Below are 25,228 nucleotides of genomic sequence, written 5' to 3'. Positions count from 1 at the left end.
CGATGACATCGGCCCCGTCGGCGGGGGCCTCCGCGGCCCCCGCCGCACCGAAGAGTCGCAAGAGCGTGACCGGCACCCGGAAGACCGTGGCGGCCCTGTTCCTGCTGCCCGCCCTGGTGCTGCTCGGCGCGCTCGTGGTCTACCCGATCGGGTACTCGGTCGTCCGCAGTTTCGCGGACACCTCAGGGGGCGGCTTCGCCGGATTCGACAACTACAAGGCGCTGTTCACGGACGACGGCATCCGCACCGCCCTGAAGAACAACATCATCTGGGTGGTGTTCGCACCGGCCGTCTCGACGGCGCTGGGTCTGGTCTTCGCGGTGCTCACCGAACGGGTCCGCTGGGGCACGGCGTTCAAGCTGGTGGTCTTCATGCCGATGGCGATCTCGATGCTCGCCGCGGGGATCATCTTCCGGCTGGTGTACGACCAGGATCCGGACAAGGGCGTCGCGAACGCGGCGTGGGTCGGGATCCACGACACCTTCGCCCAGTCGTCCGCGTTCCCCAAGGCACACCCCGGCCGCGAGTCGCCCCTCGTGGCACAGGGCGGCGGCTTCATCACCAGGAGCACCGTCCACACCGGCCGCCCGGTCGCTCTGCCTCTCGTCGGTGTCGCCCCCGACCAGATGCCCAGCGGCGCGAAGAAGGCAGCGTCGGCCGGGTCCGAGCCGGGGAGGATCACCGGCACCACCTGGCAGGACTTCACGCGGGGCAAGGGCGTCGGCAGGCTCGGCGCGGTGGACCCGTCGGAGCTCGGCTACGCCGGGATGAGGATCGAGGCGGTCAAGGACGGCAGGGTGGTGGCCTCGACGAAGGCCTCCGCCGACGGCACGTTCACGCTGCCCGCCCGGGCCGACGGCGCCCGGCTGCGGCTTCCGGCGGGCAACTTCAAGGAGCCGTACAACGGTGTGGACTGGCTGGGCCCGTCGCTGGTCACGCCCGCCATCATCGGCGCTTATGTCTGGATGTGGGCCGGCTTCGCGATGGTGCTGATCGCCGCCGGGCTCGCGGGGCTGCCCCGGGAACTGCTGGAGGCGGCGCGGGTGGACGGCGCGAACGAGTGGCAGGTGTTCCGCCGGGTCACCGTGCCGCTGCTCGCGCCGGTGCTCGCCGTGGTCACGGTCACGCTGATGATCAATGTGCTGAAGATCTTCGACCTGGTCTTCATCGTCCCGCCGGGCTCGTCCCAGGACGACGCGGACGTCCTGGCCCTGGAGCTGTACCGCAAGGGCTTCTCGGAGGACCAGCCGGGCATCGCGAGCGCGATCGCGGTGTTCCTGCTGCTGCTCGTGATTCCGGTGATGCTGTTCAACATCCGTCGGCTGCGACGGGAGGTCAGGCGATGACGACGCAGGTCCGAAGTCTGCCGAAGGCGGCGCCCGTCACCGTCGTCCGGGCGAGGCGCTCCCTCGGCGCGCGGCTCGTGGAGGGCGTCGGCGGCGGTCTGGTCCGTGTGTTCCTGATCGTCGTCGGCCTGTTCTGGCTGGTGCCGACGATCGGCCTGCTGCTGTCCTCGTTGCGCTCCCCCTCGGAGATGAGCGCGTCCGGCTGGTGGACCGTCTTCGGCAAGCCCTCGCAGCTGACCGTCGAGAGCTATCGCAAGCTGCTGGAGAACGGTGACATCACCCACTCCCTGGTGAACACGGTCCTGATCACCGTCCCGGCGACCGTTCTGGTGGTGGTGATCGGCTCCCTGGCGGGCTACGCCTTCGCCTGGATGGAGTTCCCGGGCCGCGACTGGTGGTTCCTCGGCGTGGTCGGTCTGCTGGTGGTACCCGTGCAGGTGGCACTGATCCCGATCGCCGAACTCTTCGGCAGAATTGGCCTGTTCGGAACGGTGTTCGGGGTGATCCTCTTCCATACGGGCTTCGGGCTGCCCTTCGCGGTGTTCCTGCTGCGCAACTTCTTCGCGGAGATCCCCCGGGAGCTGCTGGAGGCGGCCCGCCTGGACGGCGCGGGCGAACTGCGGCTGTTCGCGAGGGTCGTGCTGCCGCTGGGCGGCCCGGCGATCGCGAGCCTCGGCATCTTCCAGTTCCTGTGGGTGTGGAACGACATGCTGGTCGCATTGGTGTTCACCAAGTCGGGCACCCAGCCGATCACGGTGGCCCTGCAGACACAGGTACGGCAGTTCGGCAACAACATCGACGTCCTGGCGCCGGGCGCGTTCATCTCGATGGTGATCCCGCTGGCCGTGTTCTTCGCTTTCCAGCGCCAGTTCGTGTCGGGTGTGATGGCGGGTGCCGTCAAATAGCGTCACCCGTACGGCAGTTCACGGGGTGGACCGCACCGCGGTCCACCCCACACCGTTCACCTGGGGTTTCCTTCGCCGTTCCCCCGCACGTCACAACCGGGCGTAACCAAACCACTCCATCGGCCGTTTTAGGGCAGTATGCCCGCGCCGACCCATGGATGCCCCTTGCCCAGGTTCAGTGTCATCGTTCCCGCGTACAAGGTTCAGGCGTACCTGGAGGAATGCCTGACATCCGTGCTGGACCAGTCGTATCCCGATCTCGAGGTGATCGCCGTCGACGACTGCTCGCCGGATGCCTGCGGCGCCGTCATCGACGAGTTCGCCGCCCGCGACGCCCGCGTCCGCCCGCTGCACCTGCCCAAGAACGTGGGACTCGGCCGTGCCCGCAACGCGGGGCTCGCGCAGGCGAGGGGCGACTACGTGCTCTTCCTGGACGGCGACGACAGCCTGACCCCGGACGCCCTCCAGGACATCGCTGACCGGCTCGAGCAGACCTCCGCACCGGACGTCCTCGTCTTCGACTACGCCCGCACGTACTGGACGGGAAGGACGGTCCGCAACCGGCTTTCCGGCCTGCTGACCGAGCAGGGCCCGGCACCCTTCCGCCTCGACGACCGGCCCGGTCTGCTCTCGCTGCTGATGGTGGCGTGGAACAAGGCGTACCGCCGGGAGTTCGTGGAGCGTGAGGGCTTCACCTTCCCGCCGGGCTACTACGAGGACACGCCCTGGACGTTCCCGGTGCTGCTGACCGCGGAGACCATCGCGACCCTCGACCGGGTCTGCGTCCACTACCGCCAGCGCCGCCAGGGCAGCATCCTCGGCTCGACCAGCCGTGAGCACTTCGACGTGTTCGACCAGTACGACCGGGTCTTCGCGCACCTGGACGCGCATCCGGAACTCGAGCGCTGGCGGCCCGTGCTGCTGCGCCGCATGGTCGACCACCTGGCCACGGTCTTCGTCCGGCGCGGCCGTCTGCCCCGGGGCAGCCACGCCGAGTTTCTGCGGCTGGCCCGAGACCACTGCCGCCGCCACCGCGTCCCGGGCACCCCCTTGGGCCCGCGCCGGCTGCTGGTCCGCCTCGGCGCGCACCGCACCTTCCGTCTGCTGTCCCTGGCCTCCCGGCTCGCGCGCGGCGCCCGGCGTCTGGCCGCCCGGGCGGGACGGTGGTGGGTCCGGGCCGCGCTGCGGGCGCACTACCGCGTCCAGCTCAGCCTCCCGGTGCGCGCCGACCGGGCCGTCTTCGCCCGTGACGCCTCGGGCGGGTACGGCTGCAATCCGGCCGCCCTGGAGTCCGCGTTCCGCAGGCTGTTCCCCCGGATCCGCACCGCGTGGATCGCCCTCCCCGAGCACCACCACACGATTCCCGCGGCCACCCGCCCGCTGCGGCCCGGCTCGGCCGCGTACTGGACGGCGCTGGCCCGCTCCCGGTACCTCGTGCACAACGCCGACTTCGACCCGCGGCTGGTCAAGCGGCGCGGTCAGGTCCTGGTCCAGACCCGGCAGGGCACCCCGCTCAAGCGCATGGGCCTGGACCTCCAGGACCGTCCGGCCGCAGCCCGCGACACCGACTTCTCACGGATGCTGCGTTCCGCCGACACCTGGGACTACGTCGTATCCGGCAACCGCCACTCCACCCTGGTGTGGGAGCGGGTGTTCCCGTCCCGCTTCACCACACTGGAGTACGGACTTCCGCGCAACGACATCTTCGCGCGGGCGACCTCGGCGGACGTGACCCGGCTGCGTGAGACGTTCGGCATCCCCGCGGACGCAGTGGCGATCCTGTACGCGCCGACCTGCCGCGACTACCGCCGCGGCCCGCGCCCCGGCCTCGACCTGGAGCGCTTCCTGAGCAGGCTCGGCCCGCGCTTCGTGCTGCTGACCCGCGCGCATCCCTCGTACGGCGAGCCGCTGACGCGGGCCACCGGCGGCCGGCTGATCGACGTCAGCGACCATCCCAGCGTCGAGTCGGTGTGCCTGGCCTCGGACGCGCTGGTCACCGACTTCTCCTCCCTGATGGTCGACTACGCCAACCTCGACCGGCCCATCGTGGTGTACGCGGACGACTGGGAGGCCTACGAGGCGGCCCGCGGCACCTGCTTCGACGTGCGTGCCTTCCCGCCGGGCGCGGTCGCGCACAGCGAGGACGAGCTGATCGACATCTTCGCGACGGGCCACTGGTGCGGCTCACGCTCGTCGCGGCTGCGGGCCGCGTTCCGCGAGCGCTTCTGCCCCTACGACGACGGGCGCGCCGCCGAGCGGATCGTGCGCCGGGTCGTGCTCGGGGAGAGCGCCGGGCTGCCGTCGGTCGTCCCTCCGGCGGGTCGGCACCCGGTCCCCTCCGCCGCCGCGGGCCTGCCCGCCGTACCGCTTGCCACGATCCCGGCGCCCGGAGGTCCCGTCCCGGTCGCCGAGCGCCTGTGACCCCTTGAGCACCGGAGTTTCCGCATGCCGCGCAGACCCACCCCCACCCGGCCGTTCACCTGGCGACCCGCCGGACGGCCCGGGCGCTGACGTACCCACACCCCCTCGACGTAACAGGCCCCGGCACACGGAACCGGGAGCCCGGGAGAAAGACCAGAATGCCCCGCTTCAGCATCATCGTCCCCACCTTCGGGGTCGCAGGCCGACTGTCCCAGGCGCTGGACTCCGTCCTCGGCCAGTCCTTCGGCGACTTCGAGCTGATCCCGGTCTGTGACGCCCCCGACTCGCCCGCGGGCTCGGTCGCCGCCGCGTACGCCGAGCGGCACACCAGGGTCGTCCCGCTCACCTCGCCGCCCTCGGGCGGCCTGGGCGTGGCCCGTACGACGGGGATGGCGGCGGCGACCGGGACGTATCTGCTGTTCCTCGACGGCGACGACGTCCTCACGCCCGGCGCGCTGGCCGCGATCGACGCCCGCCTGACGGGCACCGGTGAGGTGGACGTCCTCTTCTTCGACCACGAGCGGGTGCACTGGTGGGACGCCGAGACGTCCACGCCCCCGCTGGGCCCGGCGCCCGACGGGCCGTTCGTGCCCGGCCGGGCGCCGGAGCTGACCGGGGTGTCCGTGCCCGCGTGGAGTGCCGCGTACCGCCGCGCGTTCGTCACCGGGCACCGGCTCACGTTCCCGGCGAGCCACTTCACCGACATCGGCTGGGGCGGTCTGGTCACGCTCACCGCCGAGCGGATGGCGGTGTTGCGCTCGGTCTGCGTACGGCATCTGGTGCGCCGGCAGGGCAGCCGGCTCCACAGTCCCGGCGCCCATCAGCTCGACCTGCTCGACCAGGTGGAGCTGGTCCTCACCCGGGCCGGTGAACTCGCACTGCCCGCCTCCCGGTTCGGCCCGCTGTTCGAGCAGCTCTTCTCCGCCGTCCTGCGGACCGCCGCGCATCCGGAGCGGCTGCCGGCACATCTACGGCGTGCGTTCTTCCGGCGGGCGGCCGGTCTGTACCGCCGTCACCGCCCGGCCGGGTTCCGGCCGCCGGCGGGCAGCGTCGGGGTGCAGCACCGGCTGCTCGCGTCCGGCGCCTACGACGCGTTCCATGCGCTGCGGGCCGTCAACCAGGGCGCGGCGCAGGCGGCGCGGCGGGCGCCCCGGCCCCGGGCGCTGCGCACCCGCGCCCGGTACGCGCTGCACCTGCGCCGCCCGATCGACGACGACCTCGCCGTGTACTGCGCGTACTGGGGCCGCGGCTACGCCTGCAACCCGGCCGCGATCCACGCCAAGGCCCGTGAACTGGCCCCGCACATCCGCTCGGTGTTCCTGGTCGAGCCGGGCGCGGTGGGCAGCCTGCCGGAGGACGTGGACCACGCGGTGATCGGCAGCCGCGCCTACTGGGACGTGCTCGCCCGCGCCAAGTTCCTCATCAACAACGCCAACTTCGCGGACGGCGTCGTCAAGCGCCCCGGCAGCGTGCACCTTCAGACCCAGCACGGCACGCCGCTGAAGAAGATGGGCGTCGACCAGTCGACGTACCCCGTGGTCGCGGCCGCCTCCGGGAGCTTCGCCAAGTTGCTGACGCGGGTGGACCGCTGGGACTTCAACCTCTCCTCCAACCCGCACTCCACCCGCATGTGGGAGCGGGCGTACCCGGGCTCGTACGAGACCCTCGAGTACGGATATCCACGCAACGACGTCTACTCCACGGCGACCGCCGACGACGTGGCCCGCGTCCGCCGGGAGCTGGGCGTCCCCGAGGGGAGGACGGCCCTGCTGTACGCGCCCACGCACCGCGACCACGACACCGGCTTCGACGCGCGCCTCGACCTGGAGGCGTTCTGCGAGGCGATCGGCGACGGGTACGTGGTGCTGCTGCGCGCCCACTACTTCTACGACCGCGGCTCGGCACGCGGCGACGGCCGGATCATCGACGTCACCGGGCACCGCTCCTCCGAGGACGTCTGCCTGGCCGCCGACGCGCTGATCACGGACTACTCGTCGATCATGTTCGACTACGCCAACCTGGACCGGCCGATCGTCGTGTACGCGGACGACTGGGACGTCTACCGGGAGGTCCGGGGCGTCTACTTCGACCTGATGGAGGCGCCTCCGGGCCGGGTGGCGCGCACGCCCGAGGAGCTGGCGGTCGTCGTCCGCGAGGGCGCGTACGCGGACTCCTCCGCCGCCGCCCTGCGGGCCGCCTTCCGGCAGCGGTTCTGCCGGTTCGACGACGGGCGCGCCGCCGAGCGCGTGGTGCGCCGGGTGCTGCTGGGCGAGCCGCCCGAGTCGATCCCGCCCGTCGTCCCGCTCGCCGAGCGCGTTCCGGCCCCGGCCCACTCCCTCGTGAGGAGCTGACCTTCGTGCCCCGCTTCAGCGTCATCGTCCCCGTCTTCAAGGTGCAGGGCTTCCTCGGTGAGTGCCTCGACTCGGTGCTCGGGCAGTCGTACGCCGACTTCGAGGTGATCGCCGTCGACGACCGCTCGCCCGACGGCTGCGGAGCGATCCTCGACGAGTACGCCGAGCGCGATCCGCGTGTACGGGTACTGCACCTGCCCGAGAACGTCGGTCTCGGCCGGGCCCGCAACGCCGGAATGCCGTACGCCACCGGGGACTACCTGTTCTTCCTCGACAGCGACGACACACTCACCCCCGGGGCGCTGCGCGCGATCGCCGACCGGCTGGAGGAGACTCGCGACCCGGACGTCCTCGTCTTCGACTACGCCCGCACCTACTGGTGGGGCGGGACGCGTCGCAACGTCCTGGCCCGGGTGCTCGCCGAGGCGGGCGAGGGCACCTTCACGGCGGCGGAACACCCGGAGATCCTCGAACTGCTGATGGTGGTGTGGAACAAGGTCTACCGCCGGGAGTACGTCACCGCTCACGGCCTCAGCTTCCCGCCCGGCTACTACGAGGACACGCCCTGGACCTTTCCCGCGCTGCTGAGCGCCGGGCGGATCGGGGCCCTCGACCGGATCTGCGTGAACTACCGGCAGCGCCGCCAGGGAAACATCCTGTCCACCACCAGCCGCAAGCACTTCGACATCCACGACCAGTACGAGCGGGTCTTCGCGTATGTCGACAGCCACCCCGAGCTGGCCCGCTGGCGTCCCTATCTGCACCGCAAGATGGGCGAGCACTGCCTGGACATCCTCGCGAAGCCGGACCGGCTGCCCGCGTCCGACAAGGGCGAGTTCTTCCGCCGCACCGCCGAGCTGTTCCGCCGGTACCGCACACAGGAGCCGGTCCCGGACCAGCTGCGCGCCCTTCAGAGCGGCTACGTCCGCTACCGGGCCCGGCAGCGGGCCGCCGCGCTCGGCGGCGCGCTCGGCCGGCGGGGAGAACAGGCCCGTGCGGCGGCGGCCGGGCGGGTCAAGAGCGGCTGGTCCCGGGCGCACGCGCTGCGGCCCCTAGACCCGGACCTGGCCGTCTACTCGGCGTTCTCACACCGGGGTGTCCTCGGTGACCCGGCCGCCATCCACCGCGCGGCACATGAGCTCGCCCCGCATGTCCGGGGCGTGTGGGTGGTGCGCGAGGACCAGGTGGAGCACCTTCCGCCGGACATCGAGTACGTGCTGCCGGGCTCCCTGGGCTACCACCGGGTCACGGCGCGGGCCACGTACTTCGTCAACAACGTCAACTGGCCCGGCAACCTGGTCAAGCGCCCCGGCAGCATCCACATCCACACCCATCAGGGCACCCCGCTGAAGTACATGGGCGCCGATCTGCTGGGCAGGCCGGGCGCCCGGTACGGGGTGGACGTGCCGCAGATGCTGCGCCGCGCCGACCGCTGGGACTACAGCCTGGTCGCCAACCGCCACTCCGAGCTGGTCTGGGACCGCGCCTACCCCTGCCGCTTCGCCTCGGTCCGCACCGGCAGCCCCCGCAACGACGTCCTGGTGGGGGCACAGCCCGGCGACGGGGCCGCGTTCCGTTCCCGGCACGGCATCCCCGAGGACCACACGGTCGTGCTGTACGCGCCGACCCGCCGGGATCACATCCGGGGCGGGCACGCCGACCGCTTCGATCTGGCCCGGTTCGCCGAGGACCTGGGGGCGGGCCGCACTCTGGTCGTCCGTCTGCACCCCTCACTCGCGGAGGGCCCTGCCCGCGGACTCGGCCTGGCCGAGCTGGACCGGCGCGGCGTGCTGGTCGACGCCACCGACGAGGCGCACGTCGAGGAGGTGATGCTCGCCTCGGACGTCCTGGTCACGGACTATTCCGCGCTGATGTTCGACTACGCCAACCTGGACCGGCCGATCGTCGTGCACGCCGACGACTGGGGTGCGTTCGCTGCGGCGCGGGGCGCGTACTTCGACATCACGGCGGACGCGCCGGGTCATGTCTCGCGTTCGTACCGGGAGCTGGCGTGGCTGTTCGCCTCGGGGAACTGGCGGGATCAGGAGTCGGCGCGGCTGCGGGCCCGCTTCCGGGCGCGGTTCTGCGAGTTCGACGACGGGCAGGCGGCCCGGCGGGTGGTGCGGACGCTGATGCTCGGCGAACCGGACGTCCCGGCGTCGATCCCGGCTCCGGCGGCGGGCGACCGCGACGTGCTGACCACGAGGTGACGACGCGCCCGGGGCCGGGAGAGAGTCTCGCCGGCGCCGGGCGCGGGCTTGCGCAGGGGCCTGCGCCGCCGGCGGCGCAGACCCCTGTGGTGGCTTACTCGACGACCAGCTCGACCGGGATGTTGCCGCGGGTCGCGTTGGAGTAGGGGCAGACCTGGTGGGCCTGCTCGACCAGCTTGCGGCCGGTCTCCTGGTCGACCGAGTCCGGCAGCTCGACGCGCAGGATGACCGCGAGGCCGAAGCCCTCGCCCTGCTTGCCGATGCTCACCTCGCCGGTCACCGCGGCGTCGCTCACGTCGACCTTGGCCTGGCGGCCGACGAGGCCGAGGGCGCTGGCGAAGCAGGCGGCGTAACCCGCGGCGAACAGCTGCTCGGGGTTGGTGCCCTGGCCGCCGCCACCCATCTCCACCGGGATGGCCAGCTGAAGGTCGAGCCTGCCGTCGGAGCTGACGGCGCGCCCGTCGCGGCCGTGGGTGGCGGTGGCGACGGCGGTGTAGAGCGCGTCCATGGAAAACCATCCCTCTCGAAGTCTGTTCCGGCGGCCGGCCCTTCCTTGCGTCCGCGCCGCCTCACACATACAAGTAGAGCACACGATTCAGTTGTGCACAACTGAATGGCCCACCAGAGCTACTCTGGAGTCATGACGACCACGCCGACCCCCAGCACGGCGGCCACCGCCGCCCCCGCGGCCGAGGAGTACCTGCGCCTCGAGCACCAGATCTGCTTCTCGCTGCACGCCGCCTCCCGCGCCTTCACCGGCGTCTACCGCGTCGTGCTCAAGGAGCTGGGCCTCACCTACCCCCAGTACCTGGTGATGCTGGTGCTGTGGGAGCAAGGAGAGCTGCCGGTGAAGAAGCTCGGCGAGCATCTGCGGCTGGACTCCGGGACGCTGTCGCCGCTTCTGAAGCGGCTGGAGGCCGCGGGCCTGGTGCGGCGCGAGCGCAGCACGCGGGACGAGCGGTCCGTGCACGTCCACCTCACGGACGACGGCACCGCGCTGAAGGAGCGGGCCCTGCTGGTGCCCCGCCGGATCGCCGCGGCGACGGGCTTCGACCTGGCGGAGATCACGGACCTGCGGACCCGCCTCGACCGGCTGACCCGGGCCCTGGACGCGGCGGCACTGGAGGAGACTCCGGACTGCCTCTAGGACACCGGTCCGTCCGGGGCGGTCCGCGCCTTCTCGCGGCGCACGTAAAGTCGAAGGGTGACGCCGCGGTGCACGTACTCCGCGCGGGTGACGAACTCCTTGTTCACCACCGCCAGTTTGGTGCGGTCGGTGGAGTTCCAGGGGGTCCAGGAGGGCCGCAGCGCATACGCCTCGCCGACCACCCAGAGGTACTCCAGCCCGGCGAGCCGCCGCCGCAGCTCCCGGGGGCCGACCTCCCGCCCGTACAGCGTCCCGTCGACGGCCGCGGGCACGTCCAGTGCCACGTCCCGGACCCCCCGGAAGCCCGCGGGATAGGCCAGCGCCGAGCGCCGCTGAAGCGAGGGCAGGAACAGCACGGGGTCTCCGGGCCGGACCGTGCGGCCCACCGCGGCGGAGACGGCTGCGAGGTCGTCGGGCCGGTTGGCGGCCCTCCGGTCGGCCCTGAGCAGGGGGAACTGCACGACCAGCACCCCGCACACGAGCAGCACCCCGACCAGGGCCCCGACATGCCGACGCACCCGGGCGGGCCGCCGCGGGACCGGGTGGATGCCGGACGCGGAGAGCGGTGGCCGCTCCCGCAGCGCCACCCCCGCTCCTTCCGGCAGCGGCCGGCGTGGCGCGAACCGCAGGGGGCCGCGCACGACCACGCCGCCGGGGTACGGGCAGCCGTTCCGCACCGCGGCCGCACCCTCCCCGGGCGGTCGGCGGAACATCCCGGCCACCCGCTCGGCACCGGCCGCGGCCAGCAGGGGCGCCCCGGCCAGCGAATAGAGCACGTACCGGTCGTCGTAGAGCGGGCTGACCTGGGACGCCGCCATCAGCACCGCCGGCGGGACGAGCATCAGCGGTAACGCCACTTCGGCCGGCGAAAGCCCCCGCCGCGCCCCGGACTCGCCTACCGCCAGGGCCATCAGCACCAGGTACGGCACCACAACCGCCCATGACGGCCCCGCGAACTCCCTCAGCAGCCGCTCCACGCTCCGCCCGTTCGGCGAGGTCAGCCACGCCACCTGCGCCGACTGCCCCCGCGACACCAGCGCCAGCGGCAGCAGGATCACGACCGCGGCCCCGGCCGCGCGGGCCCACCCCCGCCACACCCGGCCCGGCACCCGTGCGAGTGCCAGCGTGCAGGCGTGGGCGAGGAGCACCAGCACCGCGAACTCGTGCAGCACACAGGTGACGGCGAGGACGCCCCCGTAGGGCCACCACCTGCCGCTCTCCACCGCTCGCACGAGCAGCAGCGTCGCACCCGCGACCCCCGCCGCGACCAGGGCGTAGCTGCGCCCCTCCTGGGCGTAGTGCCCGACCATGGGCGTGACCGCGTACAGCAGCCCCGCCCACAACCCCACGCGCGGCCGGCACAGCCGCGTGCCCAGCGCGGCGACCAGGCCCGCCGCCGCGGCCGCCCCGCAGACCGAGGGCAGCCGCAGCAGCACCTCACCGGGGCGGACGGCCAGGACCCCGTGCATCAGCAGGTAGTACAGGCCGTGCACCGCGTCCACATGGTGCAGCAGCCGCCAGATCTGCGGCAGCGAACGGCGCGCGACCTGGAAGGTGGCCGCCTCGTCGCGCCACATGCCGTCGCGGTCCAGTCCCCACAGCCCGAGCACGAACATGACCGCCACGGGCACGAGGACGGCCACGCGCTCCGAGCGCCTCAACGGTGACCGACTCATGGAGGTATTCAATAGGTGCCGACTTAGTACTATTAACCAACCTTTGTCGTGTATTGACGGCGTATCTGCACACTCACGACCTCGACGCGGCTTACCATCCGGGCTTGATGAGTGCCTTGAAGAGTGCCATGGAGCCCCCCGCACCCCCGTCCGCGCAGGCGTCGCCGCCACCGTTCCGGAAGAGGGGCCGCACGACACATCGGTTGCTTCTCCTCGCCGGCGGCTGGCTCACCACCCGGGCGCTGATGCTGTGGCTGCTGGCCCACGACCACTACCCCCTGCTCGGCCGGGGCGGGGTCGCACGCGAGGTGTGGAAGCTGTACTTCCACTGGTACGGCGTCCTTGCCCACGGGGGCTTCCCGTCGGGCGACCGGCTGTGGCAGTACCCGCCGGGAGCGGGCGCGGTCCTGCTGTCACCCGCGGTGTTGCCGGGCCTGACGTACTTTCAGGCGTTCGTCACCCTCACCCTCCTCACCGACGCCGTGATCACGCTCGCCCTCGCCCGCGCGGGCACCCGCCCGGGCCGCTCGCTGCGCGGCGCGGCCCTGTGGACGGCGGGCCTGCCACTGCTGCTGCACATCCCGCTCGCCCGCTACGACGTCCAGGTCACCGCCTTCGCGGTCATCTCGCTGCTGACGGTGTCACGCTCGCCGCGCGTGGGCGGTGTGTTCGCGGCGCTCGGCGCCCTGGTGAAGGTGTGGCCGGCGCTGGCGCTCCTAGGCACCCCGCGAGGCCGCGGCACCCGCGAGGCGTGGACGGCGGCGGCGGTCACCGCAGTCTCGCTGCTCGCCCTGCTCGCGGCCCTGTTCCGCAACCCGTTCGACTTCCTGCGCCAACAGGGCGGCCGGGGCGTGCAGATCGAGTCGCTGGGCGGCACGGTGCTCATGCTCGCGCGCCGGGCCGGCTGGCCGGGACGCACCCGCTACCAGTACGGGGCCGTCGAGTTCGTGGGCCCGCATGTGCACGCCGTCGCCGTCTGCTCGCTCGCGCTGACCGCGGTCGCTTTCGCCCTTCTGCTGCTGTGGCGGGTACGGGCCCGCCACTGGACGCCCGCGACCCCCTACGACGCGGCGCTCACGGCCGTCCTGCTGTTCACCGTGACGAGCCGGGTGATCAGCCCCCAGTACATGGTGTGGCTGATCGGGCTGACCGCGGTCTGCCTGACGTCACGGCACACCACCCAGCGCGCGGTGGCCCCGCTCGTCCTGGCGGCGAGCGCGGTGAGCACGGTGGAGTACCCCGCGCTCTACGGGGAAGTCATCCACAGCACCTGGGTGGGCTGTCTGCTGATGGTCGTACGCAACGGGCTGCTGGCGTCCGCGGCGGGGCTGTCCTTCATCCGTCTGTGGCGCTCGGGACGCGTCGGCCCGGACGCCCCGGAATCGGACCTGCCGCCAGGGAACCCCGACCGTATTCCTGCCCTCTTCCACACAGGCGGTTAATTGGCTCTTAACAGATGATTACCAGGCTTGCCTAGGCTGCGGACCGTGGATTCGATGCACCCTCACGATGCACAGGTCAGCGTCGTCGTCATCGGTTACGACGACGCCACTCATGTGACGGACGCGGTGCGTTCGGCCCTGGACCAGGGGGGAATCGTCCGCGAGGTGATCGCGGTCGACGACTGCTCGACGGACGGCAGCCCCGAGCTGCTGGAGGCCCTCGCGGCGCAGGACACGCGGGTCAAAGTGGTGCGCAGAACCGCCAACAGCGGTGGCTGCGGTACCCCGCGCAACGACGGGATCGACGCGGCGAGCGCCCCGTATCTGATGTTCCTGGACAGCGACGACGTGCTGCCGCCCGGCGCGGTCGACGCGCTGCTCATGGCGGCCGTCGCCCACGGGACCCCGCTCGCGTCGGGCCTGTGTGTGCGCCGCGAGCTGCCGTCGGGCCGCGAGACGCCCTGGCGGCCGGAGCTGTACGAGCGGCCCGCGCTGGTCTCCCGCCCCTCCCGGCGGCCCCGCCTGGTGCACGACACGCTGTGCGTCAACAAGCTGTACCGCACCGACTTCCTGCGCGAGCACGGCATCCGCTTCCCCGAGGGCCGGTTCCCCTACGAGGACTTCGTGTTCACCGCGCGCGTACTGGCCGCCGGGCCGAGTATCGCCCTGGTGCCGGACACCGTGTACGTCTGGCACGTGCGCCGCTCGGCGCGCCGGCTGTCGATCTCCCTCGACCGCGCCGACAGCGGCAACTGGAAGGCGCGCATGGAGGCCAGCCGGCAGGCGTACGAGATCCTGCTGGGCGCCGGTGAGAAACGGCTCGCACGGGCGGCGCGCGCCGCCTTCCTGGACCGCGGGCTGCGCATGTACGCGCGCGAACTTCCGTTGCGCGACGCCGAGTACCAGGCAGAGTGGTGGAAGCTCACGCGCGCGTACCTGGCGGATTTCGAGGCCGCCGACCTCGCGCAGGCGTCCGTGCCGGGACGGGTCGTGGCGCAGGTGGTGCTCGCCGCCGAGCAGCCCCGCGATCTGCACCGGCTCAAGGAGCTGGCGGCCCGCCCGGCGCGGCTGACCCCGCCCTACGCACGGACCGAGGACGGCACTCCGGTCTGGTCGGCGGATCTGCCGCAGGTCCGGCTGGAACACCTGCTGCACCGGCCCATGGGGCACCTGCCGGTCGCCGTCGACGCGGAACTGCGTCCACGCGCGCGTGCCACCCGGCTGCGGCTGCGCCTGCACGAGCTGTACGGGCGGGTGGAGAACGCGCGCCCCCACCGGGTGGATGTGGAGTTCGTGCGGCGGGAGGACGACACCCGGGTGGGGCTCACCACCACGGCCGCCCTCAGGCCGGACGCGGACCGCGGCGGCTGGACGGCCGAGACGCCCGTGGACCTCGCGGCGCTCGGCGCCGGTACCTGGGATCTGAGGCTGACGCTCCGCTTCGACGACGGCACGAGCCGCGAGACCACGGCCCACGCCCTGGACGGCCCTGGCCTGCTGGGCCGCCGCGCGGTGCCGAGTGTGCGGCACGGGGTGCTGCTGGTGCAGCCGTACGCGACGCACTCCGGGGCACTGGCCCTGCGCGTGGCGTCGGGCCTGCGAGGAGTGACGACGGTCGTGGGCCGCAGGCTCCGGCGCCTGGTTCACTGGACATGACCACACACGGGGACTTGGCCAACTGACGAGGGGACGGCCGCACATGACTTGGCTGATCACCGGCGGCGCCGGTTACATCGGGGCGCACGTCGTCCGCGCGATGACCGAGGCGGGCGAGCGCGCCGTGGTGTACGACGACCTGTCCACGGGCATCGCCGAGCGTGTGCCCGCCGAGGTGCCGCTGGTGGTGGGCTCCACGCTGGACGGCGAACTGTTGCGCCGCACGCTGGAGGAGCACACGGTGAGCGGGGTCGTGCACCTGGCGGCGAAGAAACAGGTGGGCGAGTCGGTCGAGCTGCCCCTGCACTACTACCGGGAGAACGTGGAGGGTCTGCGGGTCCTGCTGGAGGCGGTGACGGCCTCGGAGGTTCCCTCTTTCGTGTTCTCCTCCTCAGCCGCGGTGTACGGCATGCCGGACCTCGATCTGGTGACGGAGGAGACGCCGTGCGTCCCGATGTCGCCGTACGGCGAGACGAAGCTGGCCGGCGAGTGGCTGGTCCGTGCGACAAACCGCGCCACGGGCCTGGCGACGGCGTCCCTGCGCTACTTCAACGTGGCGGGGGCGGCGGCCCCGGAGCTGGCCGACGTCGGCGTCTTCAACCTCGTGCCCATGGTCTTCGAGAGGCTGACGCAGCACGCGGCTCCGCGCATCTTCGGCGACGACTACCCGACCCCCGACGGTACGTGTGTACGCGACTACATCCACGTCGTCGACCTCGCGGAGGCCCATGTGGCGGCGGCCCGTGCGCTCCGGGCCGCCCCCGGCACGGACCTGACCCTCAACATCGGGCGCGGGGAAGGTGTGTCGGTGCGCGAGATGATCGACCGCGTCAACGCGATCACGGGCTACGACACCCCGCCGACCGTCACCCCTCGCCGCCCCGGCGACCCCGCCCGCGTCGTCGCCTCGGCCGACCGTATCGCCGACCGCCTGGGCTGGACGGCGAAGCACGGCGTGGAGGACATGATCGCGTCCGCCTGGGAGGGCTGGGTACGCAGGCATCCGGGTGCGGCACGGGGGTAGCGCCCTGGCGGGCGGGAGCCTGGCCGAGCCGCTCACAACGCCTTCAACGCCCCTGCCGTGGCCCGGGCCAGCCCCGCCAGATACCCCTTCGGCAGCTTCGGGCCCCGTACCACCACCGCTCGCCAGTACAGCGGTCCCGAGATCAGGTCGAGGGCCAGATCCTGGTCGATGCCCTCGCCGATCTCCCCGCGGGCCGCGGCCGCCGCGACGATACCGTTGGCCACGGTCTGCTGACCCTCCCGCAGCGCCTTCTGCATGGCCTCCGCGATCTCGGGGTTGCGGGCCGCCTCCGCCTGGAGGTCCGGGATGATCTGCCCGGCCACCGGGTGGCGCAGGGCGCGTGAGGTCACCTCGTAGAGCAGACGCAGATCCCCCTCCAGCGATCCCGTGTCGGGGGCCGGCAGGCCCTGGACCGCGACCGCCGAGACCAGGTCGAGGACGAGGTGCAGCTTGGAGCGCCACCGGCGGTACACCGCCGTCTTGCCGACACCCGCCCGGCGCGCGATGCCCTCGATGGACATACGGGCATAGCCGACGGCCGCGAGCTCCTCGAAGACGGCCGCGCGAATGGCCTCCGTCACGTCCTCGCGCAGCACGGCCGCACCCGCGGGCGCCCTGCGGCCCCGTTTCACCTGGGGAGTGTCGGCGTTCGTGCTCATGCGGACCAGCATAGGACGTGACGACGAAACGGTTGCGTTCCGACGTCGTAACGACTTACGCTCCGTTGCGACGATACGGTCCCGTCCCGACGTAAAGAGCAGTAGTCCAAAGTCCCAAGCGCAGCAAAAAAGCCCCGGAGCACGGCAAGACCCCGGCAGGAAACGTGAGAAAAGCCGGGCAGCGGTGCGGCACGGGGCGCCACGGCGGGACACTGCGGACCGGTTCGCGCAACCGACCCCCCGAGCGAAAGCAGCGGATGTGAGCCAGGTCCTCCACACACCGCCCCCCACGGCAGCCGAAGCGGCCGAGACCCCGGCCCGGCTCGCCGCCCGGTACGGCCTCTCGGTCAGCGGCGCCCGTCCCTCCCTGCCCGAGTACGTCCGCCAACTGTGGGCGCGCCGCCACTTCATCACGGCCTTCGCCACGGCCAAGCTCACCGCCCAGTACAGCCAGGCGAAGCTCGGCCAGATCTGGCAGGTCATGACGCCGCTGCTGAACGCGGCGGTGTACTACTTCATCTTCGGTGTGCTGATGAACACCAAGCACGGCGTACCGGACTACGTCCCGTTCCTGGTCACGGGCGTGTTCATCTGGACCTTCACCCAGAGCTCGATCATGGCGGGCACCCGCGCGATCTCCGGGAACCTGGGGCTCGTGCGCGCGCTGCACTTCCCGCGCGCCGCCCTCCCCATCTCCTTCTGCCTCCAGCAGCTCCAGCAGCTGCTGTTCTCGATGGCCGCCCTGGTCGTCATCCTGCTCTGCTTCGGCGTACCGGTCACCGCCTCCTGGCTGCTGGCGATCCCGGTCCTGGTCCTCCAGTTCCTGTTCAACGCCGGTGTGTCGATGATCATGGCCCGGATGGGCTCGAAGACGCCGGACATCGCCCAGCTGATGCCGTTCCTGCTGCGGACGTGGATGTATGTGTCGGGCGTCATGTGGAGCATCGACAAGCTCACCAAGAAGGACCACCTGCCGTATCTGTTGATCGTCGCCCTGAAGACCAATCCGGCCGCCGTCTACATCGACCTCATGCGCTTCGCGCTGATCGACAGCTTCCACGCCTCCCAGCTGCCCCCGCACGTGTGGGCGGCGGCGACGGGCTGGGCCCTGCTCGCCGGCGTCGGAGGCTTCATCTACTTCTGGAAGGCTGAGGAGACCTACGGCCGTGGCTAACCCGATCAGCGACCAGCCCATCCCGACCGTCATCTGCGACGGCGTCGACATCGTCTACCGCGTCAACGGCACGGGCGCCGGCCGCGGTTCCGCCACCGCCGCGCTCAACCGCATCGTGCGCCGCAAGCAGGCGGAGAAGGCGGCGGGCGTACGCCGGGTGCACGCCGTCAAGAACGTGTCGTTCACCGCCTACAAGGGCGAGGCCATCGGCCTGATCGGCACCAACGGCTCCGGCAAGTCGACGCTGCTCAAGGCCGTCGCCGGACTGCTGCCCGTGGAGAACGGCAGGATCTACACCAACGGCCAGCCCTCCCTTCTGGGCGTGAACGCGGCCCTGATGAACGACCTCACCGGCGAGCGGAACGTCCACCTCGGCGGTCTCGCCATGGGCATGTCCCGGGAGCAGGTCAAGGAGCGCTACCAGGAGATCGTCGACTTCTCCGGCATCAACGAGAAGGGCGACTTCATCACGCTTCCCATGCGGACCTACTCCTCGGGCATGGCCGCCCGTCTGCGCTTCTCCATCGCCGCCGCCAAGGACCACGACGTCCTCCTCATCGACGAGGCCCTCGCCACCGGTGACCGCTCCTTCCAGAGGCGGTCCGAGGAGCGCATCCGCGAGCTGCGCCGGCACGCGGGCACCGTCTTCCTGGTCAGCCACAACAACAAGTCGATCCGCGACACCTGCGACCGGGTGCTGTGGCTGGAGCGCGGCGAGCTGCGCATGGACGGCCCGACCGAGGAGGTCCTCGCGGCGTACGAGGCCTTCACGGGCGGCGAGAAGCCAAAGCAGGGCACCCCGCCGCCGAAGCCGCAGCAGAAGGAACCGGCGACCGCGAAATAGCATCTTCCTTCACCGAGGCGCACACGACAGTGCTCGTTCACGTCTCGTACATGCGTCTTACCTGTCTCGTATACGCCTTATTCATGTTGTCCATCAGCAGCAGTGCCGCCGTGGGCGCCTGAAGAGCAAGGAGACCACGTGCAACCAGGGCTGAGCGTCATCGTCCACGGCCCCGATCGCCAGGGCCATCTGGGAGAACTTCTGGATTCCCTCACCGCCCAGCCGTTCACCGGAGCCGAGGTGATCGTGGCGGCGGTGGGCGACTGGGCCAGGCAACAGGCCGAGCAGCGCGCGGCCGACGACCCCAGGATGGTGGTGCTGCCGCTGCCGGACGGCACGAGCGACGGCGCGGCCCGGGCCGCGGGCGCCGACCGGGCCACCGGCCGCTGGCTGCACTTCGTGCACGCCAAGGACGGACTGCCCGCCGGGGCCCTGCGAGCGATCGCCGACCGCACCGCCGAACTGGCCGACTCGGCGGACGTCCTGGTCGTCAACCACGTCCACTCCACCTGGCAGTCCGCCGGCAGGCCCGGCGAGGACGGCCGGTTCCTGGCCCGTGCGGGACGGCGCGCCGCCCCGCTCGCCGACTTCCCCCAACTGCTCTGGCTGACACCGGTCCTGGGCAACCGGATCATCCGCGCGGACTTCTGGCGCTCCCGGGCTGTCCGTGACGACCTGGCAGATGCCGGCTTCGGCGACGACGAGACGTACGCCGCCCTCGCCGTGCTCCTGCACGCCGAGGAGATCGCCGCGCTCGACGAGGTGGCCTACGAGATACGTCAGCTGCGCGAGCAGAGCCTGCCGCCGGTGACCACCGCACAGCGGTACCAGGCCCTCGAGCGATACGAGCGGCTGCACCGGCTGCTCGCCGCGCGCGGGACGTCCGAGGGACCTCGGGCGGTCCTGTACGACCTGATGGTCCGCGACCTGCTGCGCGTCTTCAGCCGCAGCGCGATGCCGGAGCCCGAGGCACGGGAGTTCTTCGGCCGCGCCTCCCAGGCCGCCGTACGGTGGCGGCCGGAGCACCACCGGCGCCCGGCCGGCTTCGAGGGTGTCCGCCACGCCTTCCTGGAGGAGAACGCGTACACCAGGTACCGCCTCTTCCAGACCGCCAACCACAAGCGCCGCCAGGTGCGGTCGGCGGTCGCGTCGGGCAAGCGGCAGGTCGGCGCGAAGCTGCGCGACCACCGCTACCGCCGCGCCCTGAGCGAGCCCGTCGACCCCCATCTGGCCGTCTTCTCGGCGTACTGGGACCGGGGCGTGGCCTGCAACCCCGCCGCGATCGCCGCGACGCTCGCCGAACTCGCCCCGCACATCCACCCGGTGTGGGTGGTCTCCCGGCACAATGCCGCGCTGCTGCCTCCGGGCACCGACCACATCGTCCCCGGCACACGCCGCTACTGGGACGTGATGGCGAGAGCCAAGTACCTGGTCAACAACGTCAACTTCCCCAACGCGGTGGTCAAGCGCCCGGACGCGATCCATGTGCAGACCCACCACGGAACCCCGCTCAAGCGCATGGGCCTGGACCAGGTGGACTTCCCCGCCGCCTCCAAGGGGCTGGACTTCGACGCCCTGCTGGCGCGCATCGACAAGTGGGACTACAGCGTCTCGGCGAACAGCCACTCGACCCGGATGTGGGAACGCGCCTACCCCTCGCGCTACACCTCGCTGGACTACGGCTATCCCCGCAACGACGTCTTCTACTCGGCGACGGCCGAGGACGTCCGCGCGATACGCGACCGCCTGGGCATAGCCCCGGGCCGCCGGGCCATCCTGTACGCCCCCACGCACCGCGACTACGAGGCGGGCTGGACGCCCCGCCTCGACCTCGCCTCCCTGGCCGACCGCCTCGGTAAGGACACGGTCCTGCTGGTCCGCGGCCACTACTTCTACGGCGGCGCGGCCTCCCCGCTGGCCGGTCTGCGTCGCTCGGGCCGGGTGATCGACGTGTCGTCGTACGACCCGGTCGAGGAGCTCTCCCTGGCGGCGGACGCCCTGGTCACGGACTACTCGTCGATCATGTTCGACTACGCCAATCTGAACCGCCCGATCGTGATCTACGCCGACGACTGGGAGACGTACGCGAAGACGCGCGGCGTCTACTTCGATCTGATGGCCGAGGCTCCGGGCCAGGTGGCGCGCACACAGGAGGAGCTGGCCGCCGTCTTCGAGACGGACGCATGGCGGGACGAGGCCGCGCGCAAGGCGCTGACCGCCTTCCGGCGCAGGTTCTGCGAGTTCGACGACGGGCGGGCGGCGGAGCGGGTGGTGCGCCGGGTCTTCCTGGGCGAGAGCGAGGAGTCGCTGCCGCCCGTGGTTCCGGTGGACGAACGGACCCCGGCCCCGGCCCCCGAGGAGGCGACGGCGTGACGACGACCCCCACACCCGATGTGACGATCACGGTCATCGTCTACAACGACGCGGAACGCCTGCCGCGCGCGGTGGCCTCGCTGCTGCGGCAGACGTACACGAACATCGAGGTGATCATCAGCGACGATCACTCGACGGACGACACCCCGGCGGTGGCACGCCGGCTGGAAGCGATGGACGAGCGGGTGCGCTACCTGCGCCTGCCCGAGAACAGCGGCGGTTGCAGCGCCCCGCGCAACCGGGCGATCGGCATCGCCCGGGCACCGTTTCTGATGTTCCTGGACAGCGACGACGAACTACCCGAGAGCGCCGTCGAGTTGCTGCTGAACGCGCACCGGGAGCGTGACGTCGACTTCGTCATGGGCGCGGTGGAGCGAGTCCGTGTCGACACCGGCCGGCGCTCGACCTGGATGCCGCATCTGGTCGCCGAGCGGCGCACGGTCGAGGGCATCGAGTCCGAACCGGGCCTGCTCTTCGAGCACCTGTCGACGAGCAAGATGTACCGCCGGGAGTTCCTCGACCGGCACAAGCTGCGCTTCCCCGAGGGCATCCACTACGAGGACCAGCTGTTCTCGGCGCAGGCGTACTGCCTGGCCCGCGCCTTCACCGTCATCCCGGAGCCGGTCTACCGCTGGTACATAGCCCCGTTCGTGGCGGCGGAGGCGGCGTCGATCTCCAACCAGCGGCACAAGCTCTCCAACGTCCGCGACCGCATCCATGTGCAGACGCTGATCGACGCGTTCCTGGCCGAGAGCGGCCATGAGTCCCTCCGGGCGGACAAGGACTACAAGTTCCTCAAGCACGACTTCCGGATGTACTCGGGTGACCTGCCCTTCCGTGACGACGAGTGGATCGAGGGCTTCGCGGAACTGGTGACGCCGTACCTGGAGACGCTGGCCCCCGCCGCCTACGCGCGGCTGCCGCGTGCCGAGCGGGTGGTGATCCAGCTGGTGCGCGACCGGCGGACGGCGGAGGCGCAGCTGGCGGCTCGGGGACTGGGCCACGGGGTGGCCCCCCGCACGACGGTGACGGACGAATCGGGCACGACCTACTGGGGCGCGGAGATCCCGTCCTCCTCCTGGGCGCGCCGGGAACTCGACATCACCGACCTGGAGCTGGAGTACCGGCCCTTCTCGAGCGCGCAGTTCCGCCACGAGATCACCTCCGTGGCGCCGGGGCCGGGCGTCTCGGTCGACCTCTCGATCCGGACGTACGACCCCGGCCTGCGGCTGCCCGTGGGACCGCAGCGGGCGAACATCGTCCTCACGCCCGGCCGGCGCCAGCTGGTGACGGCCTTCCGCCTGGACCCGGTGCGCCCCGGAGTCTTCGAGGGGCGGGTCCGGATGGACCTCGCGGCGGCGCAGCTGCCCGTGCAGGGCTTCGACGGCATCCGCCACCCGGTGCTGCGCCTGGACCAGCAGGGCCTGTCCAACTCGGGCGTCCTGCTGGCCCCGCTGACCTTCCCGACGCTCACGGCCACCCAGGTCGGCAGACTGCCGCACGAGGTGACGGTCGAGCCGGAGGGCCGCGGCGCGGGCCGCCTCCAGATCCGGTGGCGCCCGGTGGGGCTCACGGCCCGGGTGGGCCCGGTGGTCCGCAGGGTGGCGGGCCCACGAGTGCGAGAGGCGGCACAACTGGTCCGCAGCGTACTGCGGTGACCGGCGTGGGGCCGGACCGACCCGGTCCCCCCCATGGCTCAGGGGGTTTCGTCCGGATCATTCAAGGCCCGGGGCCGGCAAGGGCGACGACCCGGGAGGCCTGCGGCGAGGGCCCGCGAACGCGAAGGCCCGGTCGCCGGGGATTCCCGGCGACCGGGCCTCAGCGCACCACCTCGTACAGCACCTGACCCCCCGGCCCCGAAGCCACCCGCCGCAACGCCCGGTCCCCCGGCCGCAGTCCGCCGTCGGACGGACGCTGGACGACCCACCGCACGCCGTACGACCGCAGTACGTCCAGACGCGCGCTCCGAGACGACCCCGCCGCGAAGTACGTCCGTATCGCCGCCTCCCGTTTCGTCTCGTCCGGCAGGAAGAAGTCCGGATATCCCGGGGCCACGGTGTACGCCCCGTACGCCGGGATCTGCCGTGCGGGATACGTCGTCGCCATCACCACGTCCCCGTACCGCACCCACGGCGTGATCCAGTGGTACCCCACCCACGGCACCCGGTACTTCGCGGCGACCGGCGCGGGCAGGGCGCTTCGCCCCACCACGTACCCGACGGTCTGCACCTGCGTCCACGCGCCCACCCCGAGCGCGGCCGCCAGCACCCACGCCCCCGCGTTCCGGCGGATGCCGCGCGCCGCACCTGCCACCTCCACGGCCGCCGCGACCTGCGCCGGGATCAGCACCGCCGGCAGTGCCCGCCCCCAGGAGTAGTGCCCGGTCAGCCCGCCCGCCGCGAACATCAGCGCACCGAGCAGGAAGAACACCACCAGCGGATCCCGCGGATCACGCCGGGCCCGGACGCCGAGCGCCGCCACCCCGACCAGGACGAGGCAGAACCGGGCGAACAGATGCTGGTACAGCGGCCGGTGGATCGCCTCCAGGCCGCCCACCCGGAACAGCGCGAAGAAGTCGTAGTAGGGCCACAGGGCGAGGATCAGCACGCCGAGCAGGAGCCCTGCGCCGAGCCGCAGCCACTCCCGGTGTCCGGCGCGCGCACCGACCACCGTCCCCAGCGCCCCCAACGTGGCCACCACGCCGGTGAACTGGTGGCTGAGCAGGATCACCGCCCACAGCGCACCGAGCCCGAGGAAGACGGTCCACCCCGCGGACCCGCCCCTCAACGCCCGCGTCAGAAGGGCCCAGAAGTGGAAGGCGAGCCCGAGCGCGAACACGCTGGGATACGCCACCGTCAGCGCCAGTGAGTTGAGCCCCAGGAAGCCGCTCCAGTTGAAAACCTGGGTGCCCCACAGCAACACCACACACAGCAGGGCGAGCGGCGGCGCGAGACGGTGGGCGGTCAGCCCCCGGACATACCGCCACACGCCCGTCACCAGCAGCGTCAGGCCGATCAGCGCGCCGATGCGCAGCACGACCCAGACGGACAGCCCGGTGAGGCGGGCGATCACGCCGAGGAAGACGGTCCACGGCGAGTAGTACGGGCTCGGGGTGTCCGCGTCGACCAGGGGATTGCCGGGGTCGAGCAGCCGGTGCCGCAGCCGTTCCACGGTCGCCGCGTGCATACCGAGATCGCCGGCCCAGGGCAGCCGCACGATCACGAGCAGGATCAGCACGACGAACAGCGCCACGGCCGCCCACAGCGCGACACCCACGGCACCGCGCGGTGTCCCGGCGGCCGCGAACGGCCCCCCGGGCCCCCCGAGCCGCCTCCCGGTGCCCTGCCCTCCGCCGGTGTCCTGTGCGGTGACGCTCATCGGGCGCCGGGACGTCGCTTCGCCCCGTGCTGGAACACCCAGCTTCGGTAGACCAGGAAGCGGAACGCCGACGCCAGCACGATCGACAGCGCCTTCGCCACGTTGGAGCCGAACGGCCCGTTCATGCCGAGGCCGTGGTAACCGGCGTAGAACAACACGCTCTCCATGACCACCCCGACCCCGCTGAAGACGAAGAACAGCATGATCTGCTGCCGGGTGCGCGAGGCCCGGTCACGGTAGGCGAAGAAGCGGAAGCCGAGGTAGTTGGTGCTCATGGCGATGACGCTGGCGAGCACGGTCGCCGTCATCGGGGCCCACTTCAGGCCGTGCAGCAGGGCGTTGAAGACAAGGAAGTTGACCGCGACACCGCTGCCGCCGACGACCCCGAACTTGGCCACCTCGACCGCGATCCGCCGCCCCCGGACGAATACCGGTACGGGGGCGGCCACGGGCGTGGGGGCGACGGTCTCGGCAACCGGGCGAGCGACCTGGGGCCGCTGCTCGGAGAGGTTCACAGTCACGGGTACGGGTCCTCCACAGTCGTCGGACGATCACGCCAAACCTAGTGCAAATGTCCTGTTTAGCGAGGCAGAGTAAAGTAACTGCCGGAATTGCCCTAGGT

At 71.7% G+C, this 25,228-nt stretch carries 18 protein-coding genes; 13 read left to right on the top strand and 5 right to left on the bottom strand.

Translation table 11 applies throughout. The features are described 5' to 3' along the window. Window positions 1–2: 2 nt before the first annotated feature. From ABZ823_RS00200 to ABZ823_RS00180, 5 genes are all read left to right on the top strand, one after another. Entirely contained in the window at window positions 3–1,346 is a 1,344-nt protein-coding gene (locus tag ABZ823_RS00200; protein ID WP_361652003.1) for a sugar ABC transporter permease, read from the top strand. Further along, window positions 1,343–2,251: a carbohydrate ABC transporter permease gene (locus tag ABZ823_RS00195; RefSeq protein ID WP_361652001.1), complete on the top strand. Its 909-nt coding sequence runs from the start codon at window positions 1,343–1,345 to the stop codon at window positions 2,249–2,251. The genes ABZ823_RS00200 and ABZ823_RS00195 overlap by 4 nt, the downstream gene beginning before the upstream one ends. 165 nt (window positions 2,252–2,416) lie before the next feature. Continuing rightward, window positions 2,417–4,672: a bifunctional glycosyltransferase family 2 protein/CDP-glycerol:glycerophosphate glycerophosphotransferase gene (locus tag ABZ823_RS00190; RefSeq protein ID WP_361651999.1), complete on the top strand. Its 2,256-nt coding sequence runs from the start codon at window positions 2,417–2,419 to the stop codon at window positions 4,670–4,672. Between the two features lie 158 nt (window positions 4,673–4,830). Beyond that, complete coding sequence (locus ABZ823_RS00185) at window positions 4,831–7,023, top strand: CDP-glycerol glycerophosphotransferase family protein (protein ID WP_361651997.1); 2,193 nt, start codon at window positions 4,831–4,833, stop codon at window positions 7,021–7,023. 5 nt (window positions 7,024–7,028) lie between these two features. Further along, window positions 7,029–9,233, top strand: a complete 2,205-nt coding sequence (locus tag ABZ823_RS00180) for a CDP-glycerol glycerophosphotransferase family protein (protein WP_361651995.1) — start codon at window positions 7,029–7,031, stop codon at window positions 9,231–9,233. Between the two features lie 94 nt (window positions 9,234–9,327). On the opposite strand, the gene ABZ823_RS00175 is transcribed toward ABZ823_RS00180, so the two are convergent. Beyond that, window positions 9,328–9,741, bottom strand: coding sequence for an organic hydroperoxide resistance protein (locus tag ABZ823_RS00175; protein WP_361651993.1), 414 nt, complete (start codon window positions 9,739–9,741; stop codon window positions 9,328–9,330). 132 nt (window positions 9,742–9,873) lie between these two features. Here ABZ823_RS00175 and ABZ823_RS00170 point away from each other — a divergent pair, with 132 nt between their 5' ends. Beyond that, the gene (locus ABZ823_RS00170; RefSeq protein WP_361651991.1) at window positions 9,874–10,380 is read left to right on the top strand and encodes a MarR family transcriptional regulator; all 507 of its coding nucleotides are present in this window, start codon (window positions 9,874–9,876) and stop codon (window positions 10,378–10,380) included. Here the strand turns inward: ABZ823_RS00170 and ABZ823_RS00165 are convergent. After that, window positions 10,377–12,056 (bottom strand): glycosyltransferase family 39 protein, encoded by a 1,680-nt coding sequence (locus tag ABZ823_RS00165; RefSeq protein WP_361651989.1) that lies wholly within the window; start codon window positions 12,054–12,056, stop codon window positions 10,377–10,379. The two genes, ABZ823_RS00170 and ABZ823_RS00165, sit on opposite strands and share 4 nt — an antisense overlap. Before the next feature lie 245 nt (window positions 12,057–12,301). Here ABZ823_RS00165 and ABZ823_RS00160 point away from each other — a divergent pair, with 245 nt between their 5' ends. From ABZ823_RS00160 to galE, 3 genes are read left to right on the top strand one after another with little or no spacing between them, the layout of a single operon-like run. Beyond that, on the top strand, window positions 12,302–13,498 hold the full coding sequence (locus ABZ823_RS00160) for a glycosyltransferase family 87 protein (protein WP_361652809.1): 1,197 nt from the start codon (window positions 12,302–12,304) through the stop codon (window positions 13,496–13,498). Window positions 13,499–13,552: 54 nt separating this feature from the next. Continuing rightward, window positions 13,553–15,154, top strand: coding sequence for a glycosyltransferase family 2 protein (locus tag ABZ823_RS00155; RefSeq protein WP_361651987.1), 1,602 nt, complete (start codon window positions 13,553–13,555; stop codon window positions 15,152–15,154). A 43-nt stretch (window positions 15,155–15,197) separates the two neighbouring features. Further along, window positions 15,198–16,178 (top strand): UDP-glucose 4-epimerase GalE, encoded by a 981-nt coding sequence (gene galE, locus ABZ823_RS00150; protein WP_361651985.1) that lies wholly within the window; start codon window positions 15,198–15,200, stop codon window positions 16,176–16,178. A 32-nt stretch (window positions 16,179–16,210) separates the two neighbouring features. Here the strand turns inward: galE and ABZ823_RS00145 are convergent, their stop codons facing one another. Continuing rightward, window positions 16,211–16,849 carry a TetR/AcrR family transcriptional regulator gene (locus ABZ823_RS00145; RefSeq protein ID WP_361651983.1) on the bottom strand — a complete coding sequence of 213 codons (639 nt, stop codon included), beginning with the start codon at window positions 16,847–16,849 and terminating at the stop codon, window positions 16,211–16,213. 247 nt (window positions 16,850–17,096) lie between these two features. On the opposite strand from ABZ823_RS00145, the gene ABZ823_RS00140 reads away from it, so the two are divergent. The 4 genes from ABZ823_RS00140 (at window position 17,097) to ABZ823_RS00125 (ending at window position 22,886) form a co-directional block, all read left to right on the top strand. After that, on the top strand, window positions 17,097–18,011 hold the full coding sequence (locus tag ABZ823_RS00140) for an ABC transporter permease (RefSeq protein WP_361651981.1): 915 nt from the start codon (window positions 17,097–17,099) through the stop codon (window positions 18,009–18,011). Further along, a complete protein-coding gene (locus ABZ823_RS00135) occupies window positions 18,004–18,855 on the top strand; it encodes an ABC transporter ATP-binding protein (RefSeq protein ID WP_361651979.1) in 852 nt (283 codons plus the stop codon). Before ABZ823_RS00140 ends, ABZ823_RS00135 begins: the two co-directional genes overlap by 8 nt. A 138-nt stretch (window positions 18,856–18,993) precedes the next feature. Further along, complete coding sequence (locus tag ABZ823_RS00130; protein WP_361651977.1) at window positions 18,994–21,228, top strand: CDP-glycerol glycerophosphotransferase family protein; 2,235 nt, start codon at window positions 18,994–18,996, stop codon at window positions 21,226–21,228. Further along, window positions 21,225–22,886 (top strand): glycosyltransferase family 2 protein, encoded by a 1,662-nt coding sequence (locus ABZ823_RS00125; protein WP_361651975.1) that lies wholly within the window; start codon window positions 21,225–21,227, stop codon window positions 22,884–22,886. Before ABZ823_RS00130 ends, ABZ823_RS00125 begins: the two co-directional genes overlap by 4 nt. A 160-nt stretch (window positions 22,887–23,046) precedes the next feature. Here the strand turns inward: ABZ823_RS00125 and ABZ823_RS00120 are convergent, their stop codons facing one another. Beyond that, on the bottom strand, window positions 23,047–24,606 hold the full coding sequence (locus ABZ823_RS00120; protein ID WP_361651973.1) for a hypothetical protein: 1,560 nt from the start codon (window positions 24,604–24,606) through the stop codon (window positions 23,047–23,049). Next, window positions 24,603–25,127 carry a GtrA family protein gene (locus ABZ823_RS00115; RefSeq protein ID WP_361651971.1) on the bottom strand — a complete coding sequence of 175 codons (525 nt, stop codon included), beginning with the start codon at window positions 25,125–25,127 and terminating at the stop codon, window positions 24,603–24,605. The genes ABZ823_RS00120 and ABZ823_RS00115 overlap by 4 nt, the downstream gene beginning before the upstream one ends. Window positions 25,128–25,228 lie beyond the last annotated feature (101 nt).

This window comes from Streptomyces sp. NPDC047079 (genome assembly GCF_040643755.1).
In the GTDB taxonomy this organism is placed as follows: Bacteria; Actinomycetota; Actinomycetes; order Streptomycetales; family Streptomycetaceae; genus Streptomyces.
This window is presented reverse-complemented; position numbering and strand designations above follow the sequence as displayed.